At 52.2% G+C, this 13,665-nt stretch carries 13 protein-coding genes; 9 read left to right on the forward strand and 4 right to left on the reverse strand.

Translation table 11 applies throughout. The annotated features are described in order from the left end of the window. Nucleotides 1-12 precede the first annotated feature (12 nt). The 9 genes from JMW05_RS02185 to JMW05_RS02225 all read left to right on the forward strand — a co-directional run bounded on the left by JMW05_RS02185 (nt 13) and on the right by JMW05_RS02225 (nt 10,645). Nucleotides 13-471, forward strand: coding sequence for a DIP1984 family protein (locus JMW05_RS02185; protein WP_201503780.1), 459 nt, complete (start codon nt 13-15; stop codon nt 469-471). Between the two features lie 316 nt (nt 472-787). Further along, entirely contained in the window at nt 788-1,933 is a 1,146-nt protein-coding gene (locus tag JMW05_RS02190) for an AAA family ATPase (RefSeq protein ID WP_201503781.1), read from the forward strand. Between the two features lie 48 nt (nt 1,934-1,981). Then, entirely contained in the window at nt 1,982-3,139 is a 1,158-nt protein-coding gene (gene rtcA, locus JMW05_RS02195; RefSeq protein ID WP_201503782.1) for an RNA 3'-terminal phosphate cyclase, read from the forward strand. Nucleotides 3,140-3,413: 274 nt separating this feature from the next. Continuing rightward, a complete protein-coding gene (locus JMW05_RS02200) occupies nt 3,414-5,144 on the forward strand; it encodes an FMN-binding glutamate synthase family protein (RefSeq protein ID WP_201503783.1) in 1,731 nt (576 codons plus the stop codon). Between the two features lie 69 nt (nt 5,145-5,213). Next, nucleotides 5,214-6,017 (forward strand): phosphodiester glycosidase family protein, encoded by an 804-nt coding sequence (locus JMW05_RS02205; protein WP_201503784.1) that lies wholly within the window; start codon nt 5,214-5,216, stop codon nt 6,015-6,017. A 151-nt stretch (nt 6,018-6,168) separates the two neighbouring features. Then, complete coding sequence (gene ychF / locus JMW05_RS02210) at nt 6,169-7,260, forward strand: redox-regulated ATPase YchF (RefSeq protein WP_201503785.1); 1,092 nt, start codon at nt 6,169-6,171, stop codon at nt 7,258-7,260. Between the two features lie 354 nt (nt 7,261-7,614). Beyond that, the gene (locus tag JMW05_RS02215; RefSeq protein WP_201503786.1) at nt 7,615-8,184 is read left to right on the forward strand and encodes a hypothetical protein; all 570 of its coding nucleotides are present in this window, start codon (nt 7,615-7,617) and stop codon (nt 8,182-8,184) included. A 199-nt stretch (nt 8,185-8,383) separates the two neighbouring features. After that, nucleotides 8,384-9,841 (forward strand): deoxyguanosinetriphosphate triphosphohydrolase, encoded by a 1,458-nt coding sequence (locus JMW05_RS02220; RefSeq protein WP_201503787.1) that lies wholly within the window; start codon nt 8,384-8,386, stop codon nt 9,839-9,841. Between the two features lie 111 nt (nt 9,842-9,952). Beyond that, complete coding sequence (locus JMW05_RS02225) at nt 9,953-10,645, forward strand: TetR family transcriptional regulator (RefSeq protein ID WP_201505487.1); 693 nt, start codon at nt 9,953-9,955, stop codon at nt 10,643-10,645. A gap of 18 nt (nt 10,646-10,663) precedes the next feature. On the opposite strand, the gene gspK is transcribed toward JMW05_RS02225, so the two are convergent. Genes gspK through JMW05_RS02245 form a run of 4 tightly spaced genes read right to left on the reverse strand, consistent with a single transcriptional unit; the run spans nt 10,664 to nt 13,658 of the window. Then, nucleotides 10,664-11,707, reverse strand: a complete 1,044-nt coding sequence (gene gspK, locus JMW05_RS02230) for a type II secretion system minor pseudopilin GspK (protein ID WP_227691406.1) — start codon at nt 11,705-11,707, stop codon at nt 10,664-10,666. Further along, complete coding sequence (gene gspJ / locus JMW05_RS02235) at nt 11,704-12,570, reverse strand: type II secretion system minor pseudopilin GspJ (protein ID WP_201503788.1); 867 nt, start codon at nt 12,568-12,570, stop codon at nt 11,704-11,706. Before gspJ ends, gspK begins: the two co-directional genes overlap by 4 nt. Next, on the reverse strand, nt 12,567-12,992 hold the full coding sequence (gene gspI, locus JMW05_RS02240; protein ID WP_201503789.1) for a type II secretion system minor pseudopilin GspI: 426 nt from the start codon (nt 12,990-12,992) through the stop codon (nt 12,567-12,569). Before gspI ends, gspJ begins: the two co-directional genes overlap by 4 nt. A 12-nt stretch (nt 12,993-13,004) precedes the next feature. Then, nucleotides 13,005-13,658, reverse strand: a complete 654-nt coding sequence (locus JMW05_RS02245) for a prepilin-type N-terminal cleavage/methylation domain-containing protein (protein WP_227691407.1) — start codon at nt 13,656-13,658, stop codon at nt 13,005-13,007. Nucleotides 13,659-13,665 lie beyond the last annotated feature (7 nt).

The raw sequence follows: 13,665 nt of genomic DNA on the forward strand, positions 1-13,665 counted from the left end.
AAGGACAAAACAATGAAACTCGCAGAAGCTCTACTTATCCGTAGCGATATGCAAAAAAAATTGGCGCAAATCAAAGGACGCATTCGCAACAATGTCAAAGTCCAAGACGGCGATACGCCAAGCGAAGACCCCAATCAGCTGTTAGTGGACGCGAGCCAGCTGATTACTGAGCTGTCCGCGCTTATCGCCCGCATTCAGCGCACCAACGCGGTGGCGATGACAGACAACAATCAATCAATGCTGGCGCTGCTCGTTGAGCGCGACACCCTTGAGATGCGCCACAAGCTGTTGACCGAGTCGATAGCGGCGACCGAAACCGAGGTCGATCGCTATAGCCCGCGTGAGATTAAGTGGCAAGTGATGGTCTCGGTCGGCGCATTGCAAAAGCAAGCGGACGATATCGCCATGAAGCTGCGTCAGCTTAACATTGTCATTCAAGCCAACAACTGGCAAATTGACCTTGTGGACTAGCTTGTTACACCCTTTTTTAGCTTTGTCTGTCTGATAATAGACAGACCACCCTTTTGAAATCGACTGGGCGAGTGTCAGACCCCGCGACCCACAGCAGGGGGTTGAAAACATACTGTCGTGGCTGCCGCGCGTTGTGGGCAGGCGCATTTTTTACCACTTATGCCCCGCACATGGCACTTGGCACAATGTACCATTTAGACCTTAGCACCAGACACTGACAGTCGGTTTCAATCTTATTTTCTGGCGGTATGGCTTGGATGCTTTGCCGCCCCTTTATTGATAATAATTTTAATATTTTCAGGACGCTTTTATTGTTATGAAACTGATGCAATCGCGATTTTATAAGCCGCGCAAGATTTTGAGTATTGAGGGCGACGGCGCAGAAGTCAAAGTCATTGATGACGAATATTATTATCGCAGCAGATCCAACCCTTTTGAGTCTGTGCTGGACAATATTTTGTCAGGCATTTATCTGTCCAATAGTGAGCTGGTGATTAGCGAGCATCACTTACAGGACTTTGAGCGCTGCACGGATTTTTATTCTGTAAAATACAACAAGAACACCAACCAAAGCTACGCCTCTGAGCTGTGCTACTTTCACCCGACGCTAGAGATTTTTGTGCTCGCAGACACCAATCTGTCGGACGAATATGACAAGCATATTATGGAAGATGGCTTGCTGCGCGTGAGCAATGTCTATTACGAGTCAAGCAATCCCGACGCGCCAGCCAATATCGAAACGCTGCTGGCAACCTACTTGCAAAAGTACCAATCCAATGACGCCAAAGTGTCTATTTTGCTCAAAGACACCGACGGGCTGGTGTTTAAAACGCAACGTATCAAGCCGCGTCCGATAGACCTTGAGCTGATGTATAACGACGACTTTTTGCCCGTGCATAAGCATATCAAAGACAGGCTGACCCATCACAGCAAAGGCGTATTGTTGCTACACGGCGTGGCAGGCTCAGGCAAGACCAACTATATCAAATGGCTGACCGCACAAGTGCCAAACAAGCAGTTCGTCTTTGTGCCGACCAATATGATTAACTCCTTGACCGACCCTGGGTTTATGTCGCTACTGATTGACAATAAAAACGCCATTTTGGTGCTCGAAGATTGCGAAAACTATATTGCTGAGCGTACCGTCGATGACGTCAATACCGATGTGGTGGCGTCGATTTTGAATATCGCCGACGGCATGCTGTCAGATATTTTGGAGTGTCAGTTTATCTGCACCTTTAACTCCGACCTCTCCAAAGTCGATAGCGCGCTGCTGCGTAAAGGGCGCTTGATTGCCGAATATCAATTTGCGCCACTGACGACCGACAAAGCCAATGCTTACTTGCGCTCTATCGGGCATGAGCAGCGCGTCTCTGTCCCCGCGACACTCGCCGAGCTAACCAATATGGACGAAAACAGCTATAAAGCGGTGGTCAAAGAAACCAAAATCGGCTTTGTTTAAGCTCATAAAAATTTAAGTCATTAAAAACATATAAAAAGGCGCAGTATCATGCCCAAAATAAAACCCTTAACCATTGACGGCAGCACAGGCGAAGGCGGCGGACAAATCGTGCGCAGCGCCCTCACCTTGTCCATGCTGACAGGCACGCCGATTCAGGTGCGTCGTATCCGCGCAGGTCGCGCCAAGTCAGGACTGATGCGCCAGCATCTGATGTGTGTGCAGGCGGCACAGGCGATTTGTAATGCCGAGGTTTCAGGCGCGGCGCTTGGCAGCGATGCCTTTAGCTTTACGCCGCAAGCGGTGCGCGCAGGCGATTATCATTTTGATATTGGCTCGGCGGGCAGCACCAGTCTGGTACTGCAAACGATTTTGCCCGCGCTACTGTTTGCAGAAAGCCAAAATGCAAACAATCAGGATGCTGACAATAAGCACAGCGACGCCTCATCGACCGTAACCATCATCGGCGGCACACACAATCCCTTAGCACCGACCACCGACTTTTTGCAGCACGCCTTTGTACCGCTACTTGCCAAGCTCGGCATGCAGGTGGAGATTGAATGCTTGCAAGCGGGCTTTGCCCCTATCGGCGGCGGTGCGATTACCGCCCGCATCACGCCCTTTTTGCGTCGGGCAGGGATGCCGCAATTTAACTTAACCGAGCGCGGTGCATTACAAAGTATTGTACTGTGCGCGAGCGTTTTAAACTTAGACTACAGCATTTGTACCCGTGAGCTTACCAGTGCCAAGGCGTCATTACTCGAGGCTAATATTGATGAAGTGCTGATGAATACGCAAAGCAAACGGCTGAATGGCATTGGTGAAGGCAATACCTGCTTTGCCATCGTCACGCACCAGCTTGGCGATAAAAATGAGTCTAAAACGACTGCTAAGACAAGCAACAGAACAGACACTCACCAAGAAGTCTTTAGCCTGCTTGGAGAAAAGCGCAGCTTGGCAGAAAATATCGGCAAGCGCTTGGCGGGACACATCAGGCGCTATCTGTATGATACGGATGCGCTGCTTGATGAGTATCTGACCGACCAGCTGTTATTGCCTTTGGCGCTGGCGGGTGGCGGCGCGTTTACGGCGCGTGTGATGAGCGAGCACAGCAAAACCCAAGCGTGGCTGATTGCGCAGTTTTTACCTGTTGAGATTCGTTTTGATAGCAGTGGCGATCACGGTATTTTGGTACAGGTGATTTGCTAAGTTTTGGCACATCGCCAATTATCGACAAGATATAAACGTATAATCGCTAACAGCGCATCGCTACTGAGCGATAGCTGCCCGACTATAATTACCCAACCATCGTTAGCAAGCCGTTACGTAATTTGTTCATGGCCCATGCTATGATAATCGCTTTACAGACGCGCTGCGCTGATGATATTGCCAATTTAAGTGATTGGCAATGTCATTATTTTCATCTGCTTTCGGGCAGGATTGCCGCGTTATCACCTTTATTTTTTTATCGTTGAGCGCTGCTATGCCCCAAACGCAACCCCATCATCACAACAGCTCCAAACCAAAACCCAAAAAACCTTTGCCCTACGCGGTCGGCTTATTGCTGCGTTATAGTACCTTTGCCGCCTCCATCTGTCTGCTGGGCGCGGGTATCTTACTCATGCATTGGTCGCTGATTATTATCGGCGGACTTGCCACAGCGCTCGGCATTTATGATTTGTTTCAAACCAAGCACTCCATCCTGAGCAATTATCCTGTTGCAGGGCATTTGCGCTTTTTGTTTGAAGATTTTCGCCCTGAGATTCGCCAATATTTTTTAGAAGATGAAAAAGAAAAAGTCCCGTTTTCGCGCCAGCAGCGCACTTTGGTGTACCAACGCGCCAAAAACATCAGTGATACCAACGCCTTTGGCACGCTCGATGACTTGTACAAGCAAGGTACCGAGTGGTTTTTGCAATCGGCGGTCAGTGCGCCTTTAAAAAACAAAGACTTTCGTATTGATGTCGGCGGCAAGCGCTGCAAACAGCCGTACAATATGTCGGTATTTAACATCTCAGCGATGAGCTTTGGCAGTTTGTCTGCCAATGCCATTATGGCGCTCAACCACGGCGCAAAAATCGGCAACTTTACCCACGATACAGGAGAGGGCGCGATTAGCCCCTATCATCGCAAGTTTGGTGGCGATTTGATTTGGGAGATTGGCACTGGCTATTTTGGCTGCCGCGATGACGATGGCAACTTTGATGCCGACAGCTTTGCCGAAAAAGCGGTCGATGACCAAGTCAAAATGATTGAAATCAAGCTGTCGCAAGGGGCAAAACCCGGCAAAGGCGGCGTGCTGCCCTCCAGCAAAATCACCGATGAAATCTCTGAAACCCGCCAAGTGCCGAGAGGTCAAGACTGTGTGTCGCCCGCCTCGCACAGCGCTTTTAGCACGCCTTTAGAGCTGGTCGAGTTTTGGCAAAAACTGCGCGATTTATCAGGCGGCAAGCCTGTGGGCTTTAAGCTGTGTATCGGTCAGCCATGGCAGTTTATGGCGATTGTTAAAGCCATGATTGAGACCGACAATTATCCTGATTTTATTGTTGTCGATGGCGCGGAAGGCGGTACGGGCGCAGCGCCTGTGGAGTTTATGGACAGTGTCGGCATGCCGCTGATTGATGGCTTTTTATTGGTGCACAATACCTTGGTCGGCGCGGGTATCCGCGACAAAATCAAAGTCGGCGTCAGTGGCAAGATTGTCTCAGGCTTTGATGTGGCGCGTATGCTGGCGCTCGGCGCAGACTGGTGCAACTCGGCACGCGGCTTTATGTTCGCGGTCGGCTGTATTCAATCGCGCTCATGCCATACCAATACGTGCCCAACGGGGGTTGCGACCCAAGACCCCTACCGCCAGCAAGCGCTCGATGTGCCCACAAAGTCTGAACGCGTAGCGAACTTTCACAAAAACACCCTCAAATCGCTCGGCAGTATCGTCGGTGCGGTCGGTCTAAGCCACCCTGATGATTTGATGCCCTATCATATCGCGCGGCGTATGCATGATGGGCAAATCAAGCTGCTGTCAAAGTTTTATTACTTTGCCGACAAAGGGGCGCTCCTCGAACAAAGCGCGCGCTCTGATGTGTACAATCAGATGTGGGTCATGGCCACGGCTGAGAGTTTCTTAGCAGACAATGATGCCTTGATTGCTTATAATGTGGACTCACGCGACAAAGGTAAAAGCACCAAAATCCCCGCTTTTGAGCTGCCCTAATCTCCGCTTTGTTTACAGCACACCCGATGGCGTCTTTGGCGTCATCAACCGATAGAAGATGCACCCGTCATGTACCGCTTTATTTGTTTTTCTCTGCTAAGTGCCCTTGGCGTCTCTTTGAGCGCCTGTAACGCCAGCAGCTCAGATCCCGTTGCCACAGATGCCGAATACTGGTCTTGCCAAAAAAGTGAGCAGCCCTTTGCTTATAGTGCCTGCCATATTGACCAGCGCGCCTTGGCTGATGGGCGCAGCGCCCTCAAGCTGTTTTGGCAACAAGACAGCGCCTCAACGCCTTTATTGACCTTTGATGCGTTATCAGAGCAGCTGCCCGAGGACAAAACCCTCGCCTTTGCCATGAATGCAGGCATGTATAACAAGGACTACGCGCCGATTGGCTATACCGTCATTGAAGGTAGAGAAATCAAATCCTTAAACCTAAAAGACGGCGGCGGCAATTTTCATTTGTTGCCAAATGGCGTGCTGTGGTCGGACAAGGCAGGCACGGTACATATTGATGAAAGCCACGTGTTAAAAGACAAGCTCGATGACGGCAGTGCCAAGCCGTGGTACGCCACGCAATCAGGGCCGATGCTGGTCATTGATGGCAAGATTCACCCCAAATTTGACCCGAACAGCAGCTCGCGCAAGATACGTAACGGTGTCGGTATCTGCGCGGACAATCGCCTACAGTGGGTGGTCAGTGACACGCCTGTGACTTTTTATCAATTTGCTGAGCTGTTTAAAGACAGTTTGCAGTGTGAAGATGCGCTGTTTTTGGATGGCGGTATCGCTTCCGCCTTTTATGCTCCAAGCATTGAGCGCCACGATAAAAAACAGATGGGCGTGATGGTCGGTGTGGTGCAGCCTGAATAAGTGCCTATAGCATCAGTACGCCGTCAGCCTACGCCGCGCGCTTGAGAAGCAGCGTACAAACTTTGCAGAATAAGCCGCAGCGTCATGGGTGAAATTTTGCTACAATACGCGCGATTTTATTTTATACCCTTCACCAAATTGAGAGATGATTATGGGCTTTAATTGCGGCATCGTCGGTTTGCCTAACGTGGGCAAATCCACCTTATTCAATGCATTGACCAAGGCAGGTATTGCCGCGGAAAACTTCCCATTTTGTACCAAAGACCCCAACACGGGCATCGTGCCTGTGCCTGACCCACGCCTAAAGGCACTGGCAGACATCGTGAATCCTGAGCGCGTCATGCCAACCACCATGGAATTTGTGGACATCGCAGGCTTGGTCGCAGGCGCGTCACAAGGCGAAGGCATGGGCAACCAGTTCTTAGCCAACATCCGTGAGACGGACGCGATTGCGCACGTGGTACGCTGCTTTGATGATGACAACGTCGTCCACGTTGACGGTCGCGTCAGCCCGATTGATGACATCGAAACCATCAATACCGAGTTGGCATTGGCTGACCTTGACGCGGTGACCCGCGCCATCACCAACCTGAACAAAAAAGCCAAAGGCGGCGACAAAGACGCGCAAGCCATGCTTGCCGTATTTAACAAAATTGAGCCCTTCTTAGCAGACGGCAAGCCTGCACGCGCGGCAAATCTCGACGCTGAAGAAAAGCATCTGATTAAAAGCTACGGTCTTATTACCCTAAAGCCGACCATGTATATCGCTAACGTCGCCGAAGACGGCTTTAGTGACAACCCTTACCTAGACGCGGTACGCGACTATGCCAAAGGGGATGATGCTATCGTCATCGCACTGTGCAACCAAATCGAAGCCGAAATCGCGCAATTGGACGACGCTGACAAGCAGGACTTCCTAGACGAGATGGGCATGGAAGAGGCAGGTCTTGACCAAGTGATTCGCGGCGGCTATGACCTGCTTGATATGCAAACGTACTTTACCGCTGGCGTCAAAGAAGTACGCGCATGGACGGTCAAAGTGGGCGCGACTGCACCAGAAGCGGCAGGCGTGATTCACACCGATTTTGAGCGCGGCTTTATCCGTGCCGAAGTCATCGCCTATGATGACTTTATTGCATACAATGGCGAAAAAGGCGCTGCCGCTGCGGGTAAATCTCGTCTAGAAGGCAAAACCTATATCGTCCAAGACGGCGATGTGATGCACTTTAGATTTAACGTGTAAGGCGCTATTGCTGATACTTAATAAAGAAGATACGCCATAACACACGCGCTCGATTGAACGGTATTTTTCTTGCTTACTGTGGCTACGCTGCCAGAGGCTACGAAAAATACCATTCACTCTCGCTGTATCGTATTTATAAAAAATCGACCATCAGCCAAAGATAAAACCGTCAAATAACGGCTGGTTTTGTCTTTTATGAATAAAAAACCAAGGTAACGCGCTTACTTTGGTTTTTTTTCGTTGATAATTGTTATATTATAACATTCCTGTTATCAGCCAAGGCGCGGTACTTAATCTCCAATGCCACGCACTGGCTGATACTTTAATATTTGTTGATTTTAAAAAGGGCTTTTCATGACCGCGTTGACTTCTTTAAAAACCGCGACCGCTATCGGCATTTTAACTTTAGGCTTGGTCGGCTGTAGCCAGCCGAGCGATGAGGCGAGCGCTGCGCCAGATGCCGCAGCACAGACCGACACCGCCGACACGCATGCAGATGAACACGGCGCACATGAGGGTGAAGCAGAACATGGCGCACATGAAGCGCATGGCGAGCACGAAGGTCATGATGAGCACGGCGCACATGAGGGGCACGAAGGTCACGACCACGGTCATGCCGATATGACCAACTATGCGTGCCAGCCTGAGCAACGCATCGGCGCGCATTACGACGAACACGATGGCAAAATGAGCGCGCATCTATTGATTGACGGTGTCGAATACGATTTGCTGGCGACCAGTGGCGAAAACACCGACCCTGCTATCGGCGGCATTTATGACACGGATATTGGCTTGAGTGATGATGCGGGTATGCGCTGGGAAGTGACGGCGGACAAGTCGCAAGCCACGCTGGTGAGCTTGCCTACAGACGCCCAAGGCAGCGATGAGAAGGTCTTGTTTGAGTGTGACGTCACAAAAGGCTAGGTTTTTTTAACCACTCCCCGCCTCGCGTTACGCTGATACGTGCCGATGGCAATTACTGATAATGAGAAAGCGATAAACAGATAAGACGGTTGCGCCGCGCTTGACTTACAACCGTCATCTGTTGTTTGCTATGCTAAAGACGCAAGCGTGTTGATACACGTTTGCCTTTTATTTCATTATCATAATAAGCATGGACACAATGACAATAACAACATCAATACAGCAACCAAACTCCAGCACCGAACATTGGCAGCGCCTGCTCAGCCCGCAGCGCTTGGGCGCAAAAAAACCACCGAGCAGCAACCCTGCCAACCGCTCGCAGTTTCATAAAGACTATGACCGCTTGGTCTTTTCGCATTCCTTTCGCCAGCTCAATCAAAAAACCCAAGTCCACCCGCTGAGCAATCAGATGGGCATCCATACGCGCTTGACGCATTCGCTTGAGGTGTCCTGTATCGGACGCTCGCTTGGCACGATGGCAGCCGAAAAGCTACATGATACGCTATCAGGCGGTCTGCCTGCGGGTATCGGCGCGGCAGATGTCGGCGTTATTATTCAGGCGGCGTGTCTCGCGCACGATATTGGCAATCCGCCGTTTGGGCACGCGGGCGAATACGCCATTCGCGATTGGTTTATGCACCCTGCGCGCCAAGTTCACCTGCAGCAGCTGAGCGCCAACCAGCGTCTTGACGTCCTCGCTTATGAAGGCAATGCCCAAGGCTTTCGCGTTTTGACGGCCAACGAGCACCATCCTGACAAGGGCGGCATGCGCCTGACCTGCGCGACCCTCGGCGCGTTTATGAAATATCCATGGCTCGCAAGCCATGCCAACCCCAGTGCCTACCAAGCGCTCAGCGCCGATGAGGCAGGCTTAGCAGGCAGACCGCCGCTTGGCGCACAGAGCGCACTGCGTAAGTTTGGCTGTTTTGATAGCGAGGCTGCGCAATTAGAAGAGCTGGCGCACGTCTTGGCATTGCCGCGCGCCCGCACGCACGATGGCTTTGCCCGCCACCCACTTGCCTACCTACTTGAGGCTGCCGACGACATCTGTTACGCGCTGATTGATTTAGAAGACGGCATCAATCTAAACATGCTGAGCTACCCTGAGGTCGCTGAGATTTTATACACGCTTATCGGTGATGTGCCCGAGACACTGGTGCCGCCGCATTATGCCTCAGTGCGTCAGCATCTGGCGGGACTGCGCGCCCGCGCCATGATGCGCTTGGTCAATACCGTTACCGATGCCTTTGCCGATAATGCCAAGGCGCTACTGGCGGGCGAGCTGGACGGCAGCCTATTCACGCACTGTGCGCCCGATATCCAAGCGGGCATCTACGCGGCAAAAAAACTGGCGCAAGACAAAATCTTTAACCACCCAAGCAAGGTGCGTATGGAGCTGATGGCGAATCAGTGTTTGCATCGTCTGCTTGATGCCTTGATGCCGCTTGCCTGGCATGGCAGTGAGACACACAATCTGTTTGAGCAGCAGCGGCTTTTGACTTTATTACAGCCACACCTTGATGAACATCGGCGCACACTCGGCAGCGATATTTATGCCAATATTTTGACCATTTTGGACTTTATCACAGGCATGAACGACCACGAGGCCTACCGCCTTGCTCAAGAGTTGCAAGGGCACTGGAATACGATGGTATAAGGCAATCAGCCGATAAATGCGAGATAAAGGATGAGAAATCGTGCGTTTTTATTCGTAATTTGCCGATGAAATGCGTATGATAAAAATTTTATGACTGATATAAACATCCCTATGAGCAGCCGCGAACAAAAAAAACTCCAAACCCGACATGCGTTTTTTAATGCCGTTTTAGACTTGGGCATGGCAGGACAGTCCTTTAGTGCCATCAGCCTGCGCCAAATCACCCGTGAAGTGGGCGTGGTACCGACTGCGTTTTATCGCCATTTTGATGATATGGAAGCGTTAGGGCGCGCCTTGGTGGTCGAAGAGCTGGGCAGCACCATGGCGATTTTGCAAGAGCGCTTACAAATCGGGCGCAAGCGCAGCTTTGATAGACAGATTGCCAAGAGCATTCAGCTGTTTTTGCACACGGTCAGCGCCCAGCCACGCTATTGGCAGTTTTTGGTCAGTGAGCGTTTTGGCGGCTCAGAAGCGGTGCGCCGCGCTATCAGCAACCTTATCAAAAGTTCAGGCAAAGTCTTGGGCGATGACTTGGGCTTGCAGCCTGCCTTTTCACACATCAGTAATTACGACCGCGTGCTGCTGGCTGAGGCGGGGATTAATCTGTTCTTTTCTTGGATTATCGATTGGCTGGAGCTGACCTATTCAGAAGATCACGATGACGAAGTCGATCTCGATGAGATTGAACAAAAAAAGCAGGTCATGCTGCACAACTGTACCCGTCAGGCGCAGATGCTGTTTTATGGCGCGTACAATTGGAAATCGAGTGAAGAGACGCGCTTGTCAGATGACGCGCCGCAATAACTGTATATTGCATAGCGCTTAAAACAGCGGTCGAAACGCCCACAAGCGCTGGGATACCACACTGACCACCCGTGCGCGCTCATCGCTCGCATTTGTCCCCGCTCCATTGATGCCCGCCCCTTGTTGCGCGGGTTTTTGTTTGGCAAGCAGTACGGTGGCAAAGCGTTGGCGCGTATTGGCATCGCGGCTGCCTGCTTCTCTGACGTTAATGAGTACCATAAAGGCACTGCTCTCTACTGACAATAAAGACGCGAGCGCTTTTTTGTTCTCATCATTGACCCCCACAAACAGCGGCTGTGACCACAGCATATCGACCGACTCAAAGACGGGACGTGTGGCTGGCTGCATCAGTGTCATGAGCGCGGACGGCTCACCACCTGCTACCAGCGCAGCGAGCAGTTCAGGACTGGCGGTATTGATATTAATGGGCACATAGTACGGCACCGCACTGATAAACGGCTGCAAGCGGGCAAAGCTGGCATCGTCCATCATCGGCAGCGATTGCAGCTCAGTGATATGGGCAAAGGACTGATTGGTAATCATGCTGTTGACGCTGCCCGTACTGCTGGCGGCTTGATATATTGCCTGTTCGTCGGCGCTATCGTTATGCACTTGGCTGTCGGGATCTTGGTAATCAAGGATGACAGTGGCAAGCTCAGGGTCGATGTCCAGCTGCTGCAATAACCGCTCAAGTACCGCCAGCGCGGCTGTGTCTGCCTGTCCATCATGGTACAGATTATTGATATTAAAGCGGCTGCTCTCATCACGAATCTGAACCCCAATACGATGCTCGCCCAGCGGATAGTCATTGATTGGCTGTGCCCATGCGTCGGTGGCGCTGTCGGTCTGGTTCAGCTCGCTATCAGCACGTATCAGCGTTTGCGCGAGCACCGTACCTGTCTGAATGTCCGCCTGCATCTGGTCTTGGGTGAACACTAAGGCACTGCGGCGAATGACGATTTTTTGACTGGCGAGCATCGCGCCTGCCACCACAGTGATGCTGACCACCAGTAACAATACCGTCAGTAGCGCCATGCCGCGCTGATGACTGGGTGCGTTCACAAGCCTGCTCCTTGCGCGTTTTGCTCACGCACGATGCCGCCTGTATTATCCGTACTGTTTGTGGCTGGCGGCGCTGGGTTTGTGCCGCTAGTTCCATTTGTGCCACTGTTTGGCGCGCCGCTAGGATTGTTATTGCCAGCGTTATTTTTACCATTACCGCTATTGCCATTACTGCCGTTAGCATTCGGCGTATTGCTGACGATTTTAGGCACTTGTACAGGCTGCGGTGCTAGTGCCCAGCGCCATGTCAGCGGTAAGTTTTGATAGGTAAAAGACACGCCAATCCCTTGGGGCAATAGGATACGTTCGTTATTATTATCATCTTGCGCAGTATTGGCAGTGCTTTCGTCAGGAAAACGCTCGCTCGCCTCAGGCACGTAGGCTTGCCAGCGTCCCTCACTGACGGCGGACAGCAGCACGCTATCAATGCTAACGTTATTATTCGTATCTAGACTGACGTACTGATGCCGTACCAACCGATTGTCCTCAAACGCATACGCCACGCGCTGCAGTGTCGGGCTGCTGCGATAGCGCGGGTCAGGGTCGGCAAAGCGTATGAACTCAACGCGGGTCGTATTCAGGGTTAAAAAAGGCATGGGCGCTATTTGCTTCGCGGGGTCAGGCGTACTGCTGGTCAGGGTATCCTCAGCCGTTAAAGCAGGATACGGCACCAGCTGCGCCATGTCTTGTTGCATCTGTAGATGACTGTATTGCACTGCTGCCAAGATATCGGCCTGTACTTGCGCCCGCTCGCGTGCTTTACTGACGCCATCAAATACCTGCCAGCCTGCCACCGCCAGCATGGAAAATATCACCATGGCGACCAGCAGCTCCAGTAAAGTAAACCCGCGCTGCTGCCTCATGGCGCTGCCTGCTGCGGCAGAGTCACCGTGCCGATGGCTTGTTGGTCATTAATAAGAAGGATATTCAGCTCACTTGCCACGCTGCCCACTTGCCCATTGTCAATCGGCGCGACCGCTATCGTAACGGTTTTGACCGCAGGCGAGATGCTGTCTGCCGCACGAATGGTGGTTTGCCAGTTGCGCCCTTGCTCAGTGACTTGTTTGCTTTGGTTGCCTGTGATGGGTGTTTTTTGCATGCGCAGGTCAGCTGCGGTATTTTGTGCCACAAAATGTGCCAAGGTCTGCGTGCGCAAGCGGTCAACCGAGAGCAAATAGGCACTGCTGGCACGCGATGCTGCCACAGCGACCACCGCCAAAATAGCCAGTGCTACCATCACTTCAATCAAGGTAAAGCCGCGTTCGCGATTGCGTGTCTGCATCATACCGCCCCCAAGCTATTCTGCGCCCACATGCACGCGCCCATCGGGCAAGATGCGTATAACCTCGCCGACCAGTCGCGCATTGTAGCGTATCTCAATCGTCACAGGCGCCGCCTGCCCAGTACCGAACCACAAGACCTCAGGCACGCCGCTGGTAAACCAAGGCTGCAGCGTTTGCCCTTGTGCTGCGTTGGCGGCTGTCTCAAGAGATTGAACGCTGAGCGTCACGCCTTCAGGCAGCGGTGGCAAGTGAACATCAGGCGTCACCTGCCACGTGGGTTTGATGTCCTCTAGACCGCGCCCGCTGATATCCGCCGACAGCTCCATATTGTTTTTCGGCGGCTGTACTTGCGGCGTATGTTGATAGGCAGCATACGCATTGTCCAGCTGCACGATGACGGGTACGGTCTGCCCTTGTTGGTTTTGCAGCTGCATGCCCATCGGCTGCATGCGCTCGGCGGAGAGCAAGCGCACATAGTCCAGCGTGTCGGTCACGTGCTCATAAAACGCCAAGTTTTTGCGCGCTTCACTGCTGCCCACCGACAGCCCCACCACCGATGCAAAGACCGCCAAAATCACCACCACGACCACGACCTCCACCAACGTAAAGCCCGCCTGTGTGGCGAGCGGGCTTTGGCGGGCGATAGAGGGACGGCGTGCTGCATACATGGGCGGA

The sequence above is a fragment of the Psychrobacter aestuarii genome, from assembly GCF_904846035.1.
GTDB classification, from domain to species: Bacteria; Pseudomonadota; Gammaproteobacteria; order Pseudomonadales; family Moraxellaceae; genus Psychrobacter; species Psychrobacter aestuarii.

What these genes read in the sequence shown, in the direction of transcription:
- JMW05_RS02185 (WP_201503780.1), top strand. Translation starts at nt 13, where the DNA reads ATGAAACTCGCAGAAGCTCTACTTATCCGTAGCGATATGCAAAAAAAA.
- JMW05_RS02190 (WP_201503781.1), top strand. Translation starts at nt 788, where the DNA reads ATGAAACTGATGCAATCGCGATTTTATAAGCCGCGCAAGATTTTGAGT.
- rtcA (WP_201503782.1), top strand. Translation starts at nt 1,982, where the DNA reads ATGCCCAAAATAAAACCCTTAACCATTGACGGCAGCACAGGCGAAGGC.
- JMW05_RS02200 (WP_201503783.1), top strand. Translation starts at nt 3,414, where the DNA reads ATGCCCCAAACGCAACCCCATCATCACAACAGCTCCAAACCAAAACCC.
- JMW05_RS02205 (WP_201503784.1), top strand. Translation starts at nt 5,214, where the DNA reads ATGTACCGCTTTATTTGTTTTTCTCTGCTAAGTGCCCTTGGCGTCTCT.
- ychF (WP_201503785.1), top strand. Translation starts at nt 6,169, where the DNA reads ATGGGCTTTAATTGCGGCATCGTCGGTTTGCCTAACGTGGGCAAATCC.
- JMW05_RS02215 (WP_201503786.1), top strand. Translation starts at nt 7,615, where the DNA reads ATGACCGCGTTGACTTCTTTAAAAACCGCGACCGCTATCGGCATTTTA.
- JMW05_RS02220 (WP_201503787.1), top strand. Translation starts at nt 8,384, where the DNA reads ATGACAATAACAACATCAATACAGCAACCAAACTCCAGCACCGAACAT.
- JMW05_RS02225 (WP_201505487.1), top strand. Translation starts at nt 9,953, where the DNA reads ATGAGCAGCCGCGAACAAAAAAAACTCCAAACCCGACATGCGTTTTTT.
- gspJ (WP_201503788.1), bottom strand. Translation starts at nt 12,570, where the DNA reads ATGAGGCAGCAGCGCGGGTTTACTTTACTGGAGCTGCTGGTCGCCATG.
- gspI (WP_201503789.1), bottom strand. Translation starts at nt 12,992, where the DNA reads ATGATGCAGACACGCAATCGCGAACGCGGCTTTACCTTGATTGAAGTG.
- JMW05_RS02245 (WP_227691407.1), bottom strand. Translation starts at nt 13,658, where the DNA reads ATGTATGCAGCACGCCGTCCCTCTATCGCCCGCCAAAGCCCGCTCGCC.